The sequence below is a fragment of the Salibacterium qingdaonense genome, assembly GCF_900114715.1.
Classification (GTDB): Bacteria; Bacillota; Bacilli; order Bacillales; family Marinococcaceae; genus Salibacterium; species Salibacterium qingdaonense.
In genome coordinates this window covers 1-13,072 of record NZ_FOTY01000031.1, presented here as the reverse complement: position 1 = coordinate 13,072, position 13,072 = coordinate 1, and the positions used below count along the sequence as shown (strand labels likewise).

Genomic DNA, 13,072 nt, shown 5'->3' with positions numbered 1-13,072 from the left:
CACATTTTTGTGAGGAAAAAGCAGAGCGTATACAGCACTCGGGAGGGTAAAATAAAAACAAATGCATAATGATATTCAGCAGGTACTAATTGATGAAGAACAGCTGCAGAATAAAATCCGTGAAATCGGCCGTGATTTAACGGAAGAGTATAAAGGACGCTTTCCGCTTGTTATTGGAGTGCTGAAAGGAGCACTTCCTTTTATGTCGGATATAGCCAAGCGGTTCGATGATCATCTTGAAATGGATGTAATGGACGTCTCGAGTTATGGCAGTGGTACTGTCTCAAGCGGTGAAGTGAAAATTATCAAGGATCTTGATACATCGGTGAAGGGCCGGGATGTCATTATTCTCGAAGATATCATAGACAGCGGCGTAACGCTCAATTATCTCATCAGCATGATTCAACACAGAGGCGCCGCTTCTCTTAAGATTGTCACTCTTCTGGATAAGCCGGAAGGCAGGCAGGTGGAGCTGGTGCCGGATACTGCTGGATTTACCGTTCCCGATGAGTTTGTTGTCGGATACGGGCTGGACTATGCAGAAAAGTACCGAAACCTCCCTTACATTGGAATTTTAAAGCCGGAGATTTACAAGGGGTCATGATTGTGAGAAAGAAAACAAATATGGTACTATTACCTAAGTTGTCAATGCCCGCGGGAGGAGGTCAGGAATGAACCGAATTTTTCGAAACACTGTTTTTTACTTGTTATTGTTCCTGGTCATTATAGGAATCATCAGTTTTCTCAGTAATGACCAGACCGATACGACAGAACTTACAACGCAGGAGTTTGTCACGCAGCTGCAGGATAATCAAATAGCGAATGTCACATTACAGCCGGAAGGGGAAGTATATCTGGTTGAAGGTCAGACAGCCGATCAATCTGAAGGCGAAACCTTCCAGACGCACCTTCCGATTTCCGAAGAGAACACACAGATGCTGATGACAGCAGAAGGAGCCGGAGGCGGTCCGCTTGAACTGAATACAGAGCCTGCCGAAGAGCCGAGCGCATGGGTAACCTTCTTCACTTCCATCATTCCATTTGTGATTATCTTTATTCTCTTTTTCTTCCTGCTCAGCCAGGCGCAGGGCGGCGGAAGCAAGATGATGAACTTCGGCAAAAGCAAGGCCAAGCTTTCCCAGCAGGATGATAAGAAGAAAGAACGCTTCAAAGATGTTGCCGGTGCCGAAGAAGAGAAACAGGAACTCATCGAAGTGGTTGACTTCCTGAAAGATCCGCGCAAATTTGCGAGTATCGGCGCCCGTATTCCAAAAGGCGTACTTCTGGTAGGGCCGCCTGGAACAGGTAAGACCCTGATTGCCCGCGCCGTAGCCGGTGAGGCAGGCGTGCCGTTTTTCTCTATCAGCGGTTCGGACTTTGTGGAAATGTTCGTTGGTGTCGGGGCATCCCGTGTCCGCGATTTGTTTGAAAACGCAAAGAAAAACGCACCGTGTATCATTTTCATCGATGAAATTGATGCGGTCGGCCGGCAGCGCGGCGCCGGTGTAGGCGGCGGTCATGACGAACGTGAGCAGACGCTGAACCAGCTGCTTGTTGAAATGGACGGTTTCAGTGCCAATGAAGGAATCATTATCATTGCCGCTACCAACCGTTCTGACGTTCTCGACCCTGCCCTGCTTCGTCCGGGTCGTTTCGACCGTCAGATTATGGTCGGCCGTCCTGACGTCAAAGGCCGGGAAGAAGTGCTCGGCGTACACGCCCGCAACAAACCGCTTGCTGATGACGTGAACCTGAAAGCCATCGCACAGCGTACGCCTGGTTTCACAGGAGCGGACCTTGAGAACCTGTTGAACGAAGCTGCACTTGTGGCAGCCCGGTCGGATGTGGAAAAAATCCGTATGAGTCACATCGAAGAAGCGATTGACCGCGTGATTGCCGGTCCTGCCAAGAAGAGCCGGGTTATTTCCGAAAAAGAAAAGAATATTGTTGCCCATCACGAGGCTGGACATACTGTAGTCGGCGTCAAACTCGAAAACGCCGATATGGTGCACAAGGTAACCATCGTACCGCGCGGACAGGCAGGCGGTTACGCCGTCATGCTCCCGAAGGAAGACCGTTTCTTTATGACCAGACCGGAACTGGTTGATAAAATCACCGGACTTCTCGGCGGCCGTGTCGCTGAGGAAGTAATGTTCAATGAAGTCAGTACCGGGGCTCATAACGACTTCCAGCGTACAACGGAAATCGCCCGTAAAATGGTGACCGAATACGGTATGAGTGAAAAGCTTGGTCCGGTTCAATTCGGTTCAAGCGGCGGTCAGGTATTTCTGGGCCGGGATATTCAGAATGAACAGAACTACAGTGATGCCATCGCTCACGAAATTGACAAAGAAGTACAAAACATCGTTAACGAATGTTATGAACGATGCAAGCAGATTCTTACAGAAAACAAAGATAAGCTCGAAGCGGTTGCTGCTTCCCTGTTGGAGCTGGAAACCCTCGACGCAGAACAGATTGAATCTCTTGTACAGTATGGAAAACTTCCGGAAGATCATCATTCCAATAAAGATGATGAGGAAGTCGGCGCAAAGAACGCGTCCGATTCGGACGAAAGCGATGTAAAAGTAAATATCCAGTCCAAACAGGAATCCGAAACAGATAACACCGATTCCGCCGATGAAGAGCAGGGAAAGAGCACTTCAAATGAGAAAAAGGCGGAAGACAAAACAGACTCGGAAAGCCTGGGAACTAACAGCCCGCCTTCTTCCGATGAAGATGATCGAAGATAAGCAGCTGTCCAGAAAAGGGATGCCTTAAACGAGGCATCCCTTTTTAAAAAGAATCTGTTATGTTTCCTGCGGGAATGTGGAACCAAAGGACGGCTGCAGCTGTCTCTTAAGATACGGGGTCCGGTCGGTATTAACTGGAATAAAAACGGGTATCAGAGCAGATTGCTTGGAAATCCTATCATTTATGAGATATAATCCTGTAGGTCACAGGTCGACCGGCCGATATCTTCCCCGGCAAACAAGTTCTAAGCTTATCCGTATCTATAAATACTAAAACAAAATGAAAGAGAGGAGGTTTTCCTCTATGGAAGACTATTTGGTGAAATCCACAGCATATAACGGAAAAATCCGGGCATATGCGGTACAGACGACGAATATGGTGAATGAGGCAGCAAGGCGCCACCAGGCCTGGCCTACTGCGTCGGCCGCCCTCGGGAGAGCGATGAGTGCGGGATCCATGATGGGTGCTATGCTCAAAGGCGATGATAAGCTGACCATTAAACTGGAAGGCGACGGGCCGATGGGGCCGATCATCGTGGACAGCAACTCCGACGGTGATACCAGAGGATATGCTCATAATATGCAGGTGCATTTTGACCTGAATGATAAAGGGAAACTCGATGTCGCTCAGGCTGTCGGAACACAAGGAGTTTTATCTGTAGTCAAGGATTTGGGCATGAAAGAACACTTCACCGGCAGTGTCCCGATTGTATCCGGAGAAGTCGGTGATGATTTCACGTATTACTTTGCTTCTTCAGAGCAGATCCCCTCCTCGGTAGGGCTGGGTGTTCTTGTTAATCCGGACCACTCAATCATGGCTGCCGGCGGTTTCATTATTCAGGTTATGCCCGATGCCGAAGAAGATCTTGCCGATAGTATTGAAAAGCAGCTGGAGGCAATGCCTCCGGTTTCCAAACTTATCGAAAAAGGGAAAACACCAGAAGAGATTCTGCATCTCATTTTTGGCGATGAAGTAAACGTGCTTGAGACGTCACCTGTTACTTTTTCCTGCCACTGTTCTTCCGAGCGGGTTGCGAATGCATTAACGTCTCTCGGTACAGAAGAACTTCAGGATATGATCGAAAAAGATGGCGGGGCGGAAACACAGTGCCATTTCTGTAATGAAATTTATCAATTTTCCGCGGAGGATCTGCAGGAACTGAAAGATGAAGCGTGGAATATAGAGAATAACACGCAATAAGGCGGTTTCATTTGACACGCTGCGTGAAGGCTGGTACTATTTAGACAACAAAACCAATAAATTTACTTGGTATTATGAGGGGGAACGGATGGAAATGAAAGTAGCAAATAACATTACCGAACTCATTGGAGAAACACCTTTAGTCAAGTTGAACCGCTTGACCGGCGAAAACGATGCGGATGTATATTTGAAGCTGGAGTTTATGAACCCCGGAAGCAGCGTAAAAGACCGTATTGCACTTGCCATGATTGAAGCCGCGGAACGGGACGGAAATCTGAAAGAAGGCGACACCATAATTGAACCGACAAGCGGCAACACGGGAATCGGTCTTGCTATGGTAGCAGCCGCGAAAGGCTACAGATCCGTTCTTGTTATGCCTGATACCATGAGTATGGAGCGTCGTAATCTGCTTCAGGCATTCGGAGCAGAACTTGTTTTGACACCCGGACCTGAAGGTATGGGCGGTGCCATCAGCAAAGCAAATGAGCTGGCGGAAGAAAAAGGATATTTCATGCCGCAGCAGTTTGAAAACGAAGCGAATCCAAAGATTCATCGCGAAACGACGGGCCGGGAGCTTCTGGAGCAGGTGGACGGTCAGATTGATTCGTTTGTTTCGGGTATCGGAACAGGCGGCACGATAACCGGGGCAGGAAAACTCTTGAAAGAGCATTATCCGGATCTCCGTATTATCGCGCTTGAACCAGCGGATTCCCCTGTTCTAAGCGGTGGGAATAAAGGTCCTCATAAAATTCAGGGTATCGGTGCCGGCTTTGTTCCGGGAATTCTCGATACAGATATTTATGATGAAGTGATGACGGTCACTACCGAACAGTCTTTTGATTACGCCAGACGCGCTGCAAAAGAAGAAGGAGTGCTCGGTGGCATTTCTTCAGGGTCTGCGATTTATGCAGCGCTTCAGGAAGCGAAAAAACTCGGCAAAGGCAAAAAGGTAGTAGCTGTTATTCCAAGTAATGGTGAACGTTATCTCAGTACTCCTCTTTACCAGTTCGAAGAAGAGTAAAACAAAACGCATGTTGGGAAAGCAGGGCCTGGCGGCTCTGCTTTTCCTGTATGGAAGGTGATGATGATGAATGCCGGAATGTCACCGGTTCCTGATTCTGCTGCTTCCTACAAAGTGATGGCGTCTTCTTTTGCATATCCGGAAGCGCGGTTTTATAAAGCGTACTATGCTTTAAGTGAAGGAAAACCGTACCATGCTTTTTTGGAAAGCGGGCAGAAAGGCCGTTACAGTATAGCAGCTCTTGAGCCGTTCGCGGTGTTCACCGCAAAAAATGGTACGCTGCAGGTGGATACTGAACAGGACACTCTGTACCGAAAGGGAGATCCGCTTGATGAGATGAAAAAGTGGCTTGATCCTTTTCAGGTGGAAACCATCCCGGATGCTCCCGATTTTCAAACAGGGGTGGTCGGTTCAATCAGTTACGACTACGTCCGCTTTATCGAAGAGATACCTGTGGAGGCAGCGGATGATCTTCAAACTCCGGATCTATCCTTTTTAGCTTTCCAGCACGTGTTTATTTATGACCACGTGACGAAGGAATTATGGATTGTTCTGCACCATGAAAAAGGACGAGAAGTCGCTGCATCCCGGAAGTGGCAGGAGTGGAGACAGCTATGGCAGACACCTCCTGTTTCCAGCCGGAATGAAGGCGGTACACCCTCTGCTGCGGAGTCCGGAAAAGAAGCATCTTTTTCGAGGGAGGCCTTCGCGGAGTCGGTGGAGCAGGTGAAAGAATACATCCGCCGCGGCGATGTATTTCAGGTCAACTTATCGGTACGTCAGTCGGAGGATCTGCTCACGCCGCCTCTTCACATTTATGAAAAACTGAGGGAATTGAACCCCTCTCCTTACATGGGCTATTTTCACACCCCGGATCTGCAGCTGGTCGGGGGATCACCGGAGCTTCTCATCAAAAAAAGGGGAACAGAAGCCTCCACACGTCCGATTGCCGGTACAAGGCCCCGTGGACATTCATCCGAAACGGACAGGGGTTATGAAAAAGAGTTGATGGATACGGATAAAGAACGAGCGGAGCATGTGATGCTCGTTGACCTTGAGCGCAATGACCTCGGAAAAGTCTGCACCCCGGGAAGTGTGGAAGTGGATGAGCTGATGGTCGTGGAGCGGTATTCTCATGTGATGCACATTGTTTCCAATGTGAAAGGAAAACTTGCCGAACAGGTGGATGTTTATGATATGATAAAAGCAGCTTTTCCCGGAGGTACGATTACCGGAGCCCCGAAAATCCGGACCATGGAGATTATTGAGGAGATGGAACCGGTAAGGCGCGGCATGTATACTGGTTCGCTCGGATGGATTGGGTTTAATAATGATATGGAGCTCAATATTTCCATCCGTACGATGGTGGTAACAGGCGGAAAAACCTACGTCCAGGCCGGTGCAGGGATTGTGATTGATTCAGATCCGGAAGAGGAATACGAGGAATCGCTGCGGAAAGCACAGGCACTGTGGCAGGCCAAAGAGCAGAGCGAAGCAGAGAGGCACGAAAATATGAGAAGAGCAGAGGAGGAGCAGGTTTATGATTTTAATGATTGATAATTACGACTCTTTTACGTACAACCTGGTACAGTACCTTGGAGAGATGGGAGAAGAGTTGGTTGTCCGCCGCAATGATAAAATAACGCTTGAAGAAATAGAAGAAATGGCTCCGGATTTTCTTATGGTGTCCCCCGGACCATGCAGTCCGGATGAAGCGGGTATCAGTATGGAAGCGGTCAAGCGTTTTGCGGGGCGCATTCCGGTATTTGGAGTGTGTCTTGGTCACCAGTCCATCGCTCAGGTTTTTGGGGGTGTTGTAATACGCGCCGACAGATTGATGCACGGCAAAACGTCTGAGATTTATCATGACGGCCGGTCGGTTTATAAAGGACTGCCCGATCCCTTTACGGCCACCCGTTATCATTCCTTGATCGTAGAGAGAGAGACGCTTCCGGACTGCTTTGAGATTACATCGGAGACCAGCATGGGTGAAATTATGGGGATCCGCCATAAAACCGCAGCGGTGGAAGGTGTCCAGTTTCACCCGGAATCCATTATGACTGGTGAAGGAAGACAGCTGCTCCGTAATTTCATCGAAGCCCATAAAAGCCCGCAGGGAGTTTGAATCGATGTATGTGTATATAAATGGAGAGGTACAGGAGGCGGGCGCTGCTCGTCTTTCTGTTTTTGAACATGGTTTTATGTACGGATTGGGTTTATTTGAAACTTTCCGGATTTACAACGGTCATCCTTTCCTTCTGGATGATCATTTCCGGAGAATGGAAAATGGACTGCGGTGGTTGAATATAGCCTGGACATATGACAGGCAGGAGGTTCTATCCCAGCTGCAGATGCTTATGGAAGCAAACGGGTGGAATAATGCCTATGTTCGGTATAACATTTCCGCCGGTCCTGCCGATTCCGGTATTTCTACACAGGTATATGACAACCCGGTTGTCATTATATATATGAAACCCCTTCCGGCTCCGGAAGACATAGAAGAACCATCGAAAACGGCAGAGTTCTTACGAATTTTTCGTAACACACCGGAAACGCCGGAACGTCTCAAGTCTCATCATTACCTGAACAATATCGCCGGAAAACGTGAGACGGGGGCCGATCCCGGGGTGGAAGGCTTGTTTTTGACGGAACAGGGAGCTGTTGCAGAAGGGATCGTCTCCAATATTTTCTGGAGACGCGCTGATACCCTGTACACCCCTTCGCCTGAAACAGGTATTTTGCAGGGAGTGACCCGCTCGTTTGTAATGAAATTGGCAGAAGCGCACGGATACTATGTAAGGGAAGGCCGCTTTTCGGCTGACCATATATACCGGGCGGAAGAAGCGTTTTTGACCAACTCCATTCAGGAAATTGTACCGCTTAAAGCAGTCGGAACCTGCAGGTACAAAGAAGAGCAGCGCACAGCAGCCCGTCTCCTGCGAAAGAGTTACACCACGTACCGCTGCTTCCTGTGGAAAGCAGTGGACATGAAAGAGCCGGAGAGGGAGAAGGAGAGAGGCCGAAATGAACAACAAGGATTTTCATTTTAAAGATAAAACCTATGTGATGGGGATTTTGAATGTAACACCGGACTCCTTTTCAGATGGAGGGCTGTATAACCAAAAAGAAAATGCGTTGCAGCGTGCCCGGGATATGATTGAACAGGGAGCAGATATGATTGACGTCGGCGGTGAGTCCACTCGTCCAGGTTCCACCAAGGTGGAAGGGGAAGAGGAAAGGCGCCGGGTTATTCCTGTACTGAAGGAACTGAGTGCTCATTTGACGGTCCCGCTATCCATTGATACGTATAAGGCTGAAACCGCCCGGGCGGCGCTTGAGGCAGGAGCCGACATCATCAATGATGTCCGGGGTGCCAAAGCGGATCCTGAAATGGCCGGTGTAGCTGCCTGTTATGACGCCCCTATTATTTTAATGCATAACCGCGAAAACACGGATTATAACGACGTGATGAAAGATATGATAGCAGATATCGAAGAAAGTATTGAAATCTGCCGTAGTGCCGGGGTCCGAAAAGACCGTATCATTCTGGATCCCGGAATCGGTTTTGCCAAAACGTATGATCAGAACTTGGAAGTCATGCGGAGGCTCGAGGAATTTACGGCGCTCGATTATCCCGTTCTTCTCGGCACGTCACGCAAATCCCTCGTATCAAAAACCCTGGATCTTCCTGCTTCGGACCGGGTGGAAGGCACCGGTGCCACCATCAGTCTCGGTATTGAACGGGGAGCTGATATTGTGCGGGTTCATGATGTACTGGAAATGAGCCGGACGGTTAAAATGATGGATGCGATGCTCGGAAAAGGAAAGGTGACAACCGTTGGATAAAATTTTTCTGAAAGGCATGGAATTTTACGCGTATCACGGAGTGTTTCCGGAAGAAAATAAGTTGGGACAGCCTTTTTGGGTGGATCTTGTTCTGGAAGCAGATTTAAAGGAAGCGGCCGCTGAAGACAACCTCGAAAAGAGCGTCAATTATGCTGAAGCACACCAAGCGGTGAAAACAGTCGTAGAAGAGAAATGTTACAATCTGGTGGAAACCATTGCTGAAGAGATTACCGATGAAGTTTTACATGCCTTTTCCATCGTGAAGACGGCAACCGTAAAGGTGAAAAAACCGAACCCGCCGATAGACGGCCATTATGAATACGTCGCCATTGAATTGACGAGGTCACGGGAATGATGAATCACAGTTATATCGCCTTGGGATCAAACATCGGGGACCGGGAGTATTATCTTCGCGAAGGTGTCCGGGAGCTCGGGGAGCATCCGCGCCTTCACGTAACAGAGCTGTCTTCCATTTATGAAACTGCCCCGGTGGGAGTGACAGATCAGCCTTCTTTTTTGAACATGGTTCTTTCTCTTCGTACGGACATGACACCTCTTGAGCTGCTGGAAATCACACAGTCCATCGAACACAGGCTCGACCGGGTTCGTGACAAACATTGGGGCCCCCGCACCATAGACCTTGACATTTTACTCTTCAATGATGAAAATATTAAGATGAATGAATTAAATATCCCTCATCCTAGAATGCATGAAAGAGCTTTTGTGCTGATACCCCTGTGTGAAATTGCTGCATCTCATTACGTATCGCATTATCGGCAGACGATACAGGAGCTTGCGGCTCCATTATCCAGCCGGGAAAAAGAAGGTGTGCATGTATGGAAGAACTGCTTTGGGCAAGGAGGATTCGGGCTTTTCGAAAACTGAAAGGATTTACACAGATCAGCCTTGCCGGGAATATGGGAATCGCTGTTTCGATCCTCGGACAGGTGGAACGTGGAAGCCGGGTCCCGGATGAGGCATTTTTACAGAAGACAGCAGACGCTCTGGGTGTGTCAATGGAGGAACTTCAATCTCATTAAATGCAGGAGGTGCGCAAGCGTTGCTGAAAATAGATAACATTGAACTGAAAAATCCGGTGGTACTGGCGCCGATGGCAGGAGTCTGCAATCCCGCTTTCCGTTTGATTGCCAAGGAATTCGGCACCGGCCTTGTCTGCGCGGAAATGGTTAGTGATAAGGCCATTGTCAATCAAAACGAAAAATCGATGAAAATGCTGTATGTTGATGAAAGAGAAAAGCCGCTCAGCCTTCAAATCTTCGGGGGCGAAAAAGAAACAATGGCAGAAGCGGCCCGAATAGTCGATCAGCAGACAAATGCGGACATCATTGATATTAATATGGGGTGCCCGGTTCCTAAAATCACCAAATGTGATGCGGGAGCCAAGTGGCTTCTTGACCCTGATAAAATCTATGAAATGGTTAAAGCAGCGGTGGATGCCGTAGATAAGCCTGTTACGGTAAAAATGAGAATGGGCTGGGATGATGAACATATTTTAGCAGTGGAAAACGCCCGTGCTATTGAGGAAGCCGGGGGCAAAGCTGTATCTCTGCACGGCCGCACCCGCGTGCAGATGTATGAAGGCGTGGCCGACTGGGATATTCTCAAAGATGTAAAAAATGCGGTAAACGTCCCGGTCATCGGAAACGGAGACGTCAAGACCCCGCAGGACGCTAAGTCCATGCTTGACCAGACCGGAGTGGACGGTGTCATGGTAGGACGTGCAGCTCTGGGGGACCCATGGATGCTGTACCGCACGATTCAGTACCTGGAAACAGGAGAATTTACTGACGAACCGTCATCAAGAGAGAAAATAGATGTATGTATGATACACATGGACCGTCTCATCGCTCTTAAAGGAGAAACGGTAGCTGTGAAAGAAATGAGAAAACATGCGGCCTGGTACCTGAAAGGTATGCGTGGCAACAACAAAGTCCGTGATACAATCAATCACCTGGATTACAGGGATGATGTTGCAGAAGCCTTGTACGATTTCGTCGAGCAGCTGGAACAAAAAACAGCGGCAGTATAAAAAAGGCGGCTCCATCAGCGCAGGCAGGTGGATTTCTGTTGATGGCCGGGCGATCAAAGGCGGAGCCGCCACGTCCCGTGGCGGCTCCGAACGGACCTGCTTCCTGCAGTCCCTTTTGCGGCGGGGCGTCAGCAGCCGTCATTTTCCGCTCACTGCGGCGGAACATAGACAGAGGCCTGCACCGGAATAAATGTGGTCCTCAAAAAACGGGGCTGCCTCTGGGAACCAGGGTCAGTCCTATTTATATGAGCAGAACATGGTTTTAAACTTTAAGATATGAGGAGTTGTTGTTGTTGAGTCAGAAACAGGAACAAAATGATCAAATGGCGGTGCGCCGGGAAAAGATGGAATCCATGCAGGAACAGGGGCGGGACCCTTTCGGAAAACGTTTTGACCGGACCCATACGGCAGCTTCCATGGCGGAGCAGTTTGATGAATTTTCGAAAGAAGAACTCGAAGAACAGGAAACACCGGTTTCTCTGGCAGGTCGTGTCATGACCAAGCGTGGTAAAGGGAAAGCAGGCTTTGCCCATATACAGGATATCTCCGGTCAGATTCAGATTTATGTACGTAAAGATCAGGTCGGGGAAGAAACGTATGAATTATTTCAGAATACCGATATCGGTGATTTTGTCGGTGTAACCGGCACAGCGTTCAAAACCAAGGTCGGCGAATTATCCGTGAAAGCGTCGGAGTTTAATCTTTTATCTAAATCCCTGCGGCCCCTTCCGGATAAATTTCATGGATTGAAAGACGTTGAGCAGCGTTACCGCCAGCGTTATCTGGATTTGATTGTAAATCCGGAAGTCCGGGATACGTTTGTAGTACGCAGCAAAATTCTGCAGTCGATGCGGCGTTATCTCGATGACCAGGGGTATCTTGAAGTGGAAACTCCGATGCTTCATTCCATTCCCGGTGGTGCGTCGGCGCGGCCATTTATTACGCACCACAATGCCCTTGATATGGAGCTTTATATTCGTATTGCCATTGAACTTCATCTGAAACGCTTGATTGTCGGCGGAATGGAAAAAGTATATGAGATTGGCCGTGTGTTCCGTAATGAAGGGATTTCAACCCGCCATAATCCGGAATTTACGATGATAGAACTGTATGAAGCCTATGCCGACTATACCGATATCATGACACTGACGGAGAATCTGATCGCCCATATTGCAGAAGAAGTAATTGGAGCTACAACTATTGTATATGACAGTCATGAGATTGACCTTTCCCCTTCCTGGCGCCGGATTCATATGGTGGATGCCATTAAGGAAGAGACGGGCATCGACTTCTGGGAGGATATGAGCGATGAGAAAGCACACGCTCTGGCAGAAGAACACGGCGTGCAGGTTACAAAGACGATGACATTCGGCCATATTGTTAATGAATTTTTCGAGCACTTTGTTGAAGAAAAACTTATCCAGCCGGTCTTTGTTTACGGTCATCCGCTTGCAATCTCCCCTCTTGCCAAGAAGAACGAAGAGGATCCCCGCTTTACGGACCGCTTTGAACTGTTTATATTGGGACGGGAGCACGGTAACGCCTTCACAGAATTAAACGATCCTGTCGATCAGCGCCGGCGTTTTGAAGCGCAGGTTCAGGAACGGGAAGGCGGAGATGACGAAGCGCACCGGATGGATACCGATTACCTGGAAGCGATGGAATACGGACTGCCGCCGACCGGCGGCCTTGGAATTGGAATCGACCGGCTTGTTATGCTTTTAACCAATTCTGCTTCAATCCGTGATGTTTTATTGTTCCCGCTGATGCGCAGCCAATCCCAGGACTGATAAAAACAGGGGGGGCTGCAGTTCGAACTGCGGCCCTGTCTGCTGTTTTTTGTACCTTTTGTAAAAAATCAATATAAAAAATTTAATGTATGGGTTGTGTAATAATTTCGCAGGTGATATATTATTATTTGTCGCTGAAAAACACAGCGCACACACAAATCGCAAAAAAATATATTGACATACCGTATGCACGGTGTTAGTATAAAAAAGTCGTCATTTAGACGGCACTGACATTGCCCTTTGAAAATTGAATGAAAGTCAAGCGTCTGTCAATTCAAATGGTCTACGGACCATACAGATAAGAAACACAAGCACAGCATCAAACTTTTTTAATGGAGAGTTTGATCCTGGCTCAGGACGAACGCTGGCGGCGTGCCTAATACATGCAAGTCGAGCGCGGGAAGCGGACGGAAA

The 13,072-nt window shown here is 48.5% G+C and carries 13 protein-coding genes and 1 rRNA gene; all 14 read left to right on the top strand.

Annotated features, from left to right (window positions below):
* Window positions 1-61 precede the first annotated feature (61 nt).
* Window positions 62-604 (top strand): hypoxanthine phosphoribosyltransferase, encoded by a 543-nt coding sequence (gene hpt / locus BM058_RS15535; protein ID WP_090928161.1) that lies wholly within the window; start codon window positions 62-64, stop codon window positions 602-604.
* A 67-nt stretch (window positions 605-671) separates the two neighbouring features.
* Complete coding sequence (gene ftsH, locus BM058_RS15530) at window positions 672-2,750, top strand: ATP-dependent zinc metalloprotease FtsH (RefSeq protein ID WP_090928159.1); 2,079 nt, start codon at window positions 672-674, stop codon at window positions 2,748-2,750.
* 304 nt (window positions 2,751-3,054) lie between these two features.
* Complete coding sequence (gene hslO, locus BM058_RS15525) at window positions 3,055-3,951, top strand: Hsp33 family molecular chaperone HslO (RefSeq protein ID WP_090928157.1); 897 nt, start codon at window positions 3,055-3,057, stop codon at window positions 3,949-3,951.
* Between the two features lie 94 nt (window positions 3,952-4,045).
* The gene (cysK, locus tag BM058_RS15520) at window positions 4,046-4,972 is read left to right on the top strand and encodes a cysteine synthase A (protein WP_090928187.1); all 927 of its coding nucleotides are present in this window, start codon (window positions 4,046-4,048) and stop codon (window positions 4,970-4,972) included.
* Between the two features lie 66 nt (window positions 4,973-5,038).
* Window positions 5,039-6,529, top strand: a complete 1,491-nt coding sequence (locus BM058_RS15515; RefSeq protein ID WP_090928186.1) for an anthranilate synthase component I family protein — start codon at window positions 5,039-5,041, stop codon at window positions 6,527-6,529.
* Complete coding sequence (gene pabA / locus BM058_RS15510; protein ID WP_090928155.1) at window positions 6,513-7,097, top strand: aminodeoxychorismate/anthranilate synthase component II; 585 nt, start codon at window positions 6,513-6,515, stop codon at window positions 7,095-7,097. The genes BM058_RS15515 and pabA overlap by 17 nt, the downstream gene beginning before the upstream one ends.
* Before the next feature lie 4 nt (window positions 7,098-7,101).
* Window positions 7,102-8,022 carry an aminodeoxychorismate lyase gene (gene pabC / locus BM058_RS15505; protein WP_090928153.1) on the top strand — a complete coding sequence of 307 codons (921 nt, stop codon included), beginning with the start codon at window positions 7,102-7,104 and terminating at the stop codon, window positions 8,020-8,022.
* Window positions 7,997-8,818, top strand: a complete 822-nt coding sequence (folP, locus tag BM058_RS15500; RefSeq protein ID WP_090928151.1) for a dihydropteroate synthase — start codon at window positions 7,997-7,999, stop codon at window positions 8,816-8,818. Before pabC ends, folP begins: the two co-directional genes overlap by 26 nt.
* Complete coding sequence (gene folB / locus BM058_RS15495; RefSeq protein ID WP_090928149.1) at window positions 8,811-9,173, top strand: dihydroneopterin aldolase; 363 nt, start codon at window positions 8,811-8,813, stop codon at window positions 9,171-9,173. Before folP ends, folB begins: the two co-directional genes overlap by 8 nt.
* Window positions 9,170-9,703, top strand: a complete 534-nt coding sequence (gene folK / locus BM058_RS15490) for a 2-amino-4-hydroxy-6-hydroxymethyldihydropteridine diphosphokinase (RefSeq protein WP_090928147.1) — start codon at window positions 9,170-9,172, stop codon at window positions 9,701-9,703. The genes folB and folK overlap by 4 nt, the downstream gene beginning before the upstream one ends.
* Window positions 9,655-9,858 carry a helix-turn-helix domain-containing protein gene (locus BM058_RS15485; RefSeq protein WP_090928145.1) on the top strand — a complete coding sequence of 68 codons (204 nt, stop codon included), beginning with the start codon at window positions 9,655-9,657 and terminating at the stop codon, window positions 9,856-9,858. Before folK ends, BM058_RS15485 begins: the two co-directional genes overlap by 49 nt.
* Before the next feature lie 20 nt (window positions 9,859-9,878).
* Window positions 9,879-10,868 (top strand): tRNA dihydrouridine synthase DusB, encoded by a 990-nt coding sequence (dusB, locus tag BM058_RS15480; RefSeq protein WP_090928143.1) that lies wholly within the window; start codon window positions 9,879-9,881, stop codon window positions 10,866-10,868.
* A 323-nt stretch (window positions 10,869-11,191) separates the two neighbouring features.
* Complete coding sequence (gene lysS, locus BM058_RS15475; protein WP_407690190.1) at window positions 11,192-12,658, top strand: lysine--tRNA ligase; 1,467 nt, start codon at window positions 11,192-11,194, stop codon at window positions 12,656-12,658.
* Between the two features lie 329 nt (window positions 12,659-12,987).
* Window positions 12,988-13,072: ribosomal RNA gene (locus BM058_RS15470) — 16S ribosomal RNA — on the top strand; the annotation flags it as partial.

Bases quoted from the DNA above. Each gene is read 5' to 3' on its own strand.
- hpt (WP_090928161.1), top strand. From the start codon at position 62: ATGCATAATGATATTCAGCAGGTACTAATTGATGAAGAACAGCTGCAG.
- ftsH (WP_090928159.1), top strand. From the start codon at position 672: ATGAACCGAATTTTTCGAAACACTGTTTTTTACTTGTTATTGTTCCTG.
- hslO (WP_090928157.1), top strand. From the start codon at position 3,055: ATGGAAGACTATTTGGTGAAATCCACAGCATATAACGGAAAAATCCGG.
- cysK (WP_090928187.1), top strand. From the start codon at position 4,046: ATGAAAGTAGCAAATAACATTACCGAACTCATTGGAGAAACACCTTTA.
- BM058_RS15515 (WP_090928186.1), top strand. From the start codon at position 5,039: ATGAATGCCGGAATGTCACCGGTTCCTGATTCTGCTGCTTCCTACAAA.
- pabA (WP_090928155.1), top strand. From the start codon at position 6,513: ATGATTTTAATGATTGATAATTACGACTCTTTTACGTACAACCTGGTA.
- pabC (WP_090928153.1), top strand. From the start codon at position 7,102: ATGTATGTGTATATAAATGGAGAGGTACAGGAGGCGGGCGCTGCTCGT.
- folP (WP_090928151.1), top strand. From the start codon at position 7,997: ATGAACAACAAGGATTTTCATTTTAAAGATAAAACCTATGTGATGGGG.
- folK (WP_090928147.1), top strand. From the start codon at position 9,170: ATGATGAATCACAGTTATATCGCCTTGGGATCAAACATCGGGGACCGG.
- BM058_RS15485 (WP_090928145.1), top strand. From the start codon at position 9,655: ATGGAAGAACTGCTTTGGGCAAGGAGGATTCGGGCTTTTCGAAAACTG.
- lysS (WP_407690190.1), top strand. From the start codon at position 11,192: ATGGCGGTGCGCCGGGAAAAGATGGAATCCATGCAGGAACAGGGGCGG.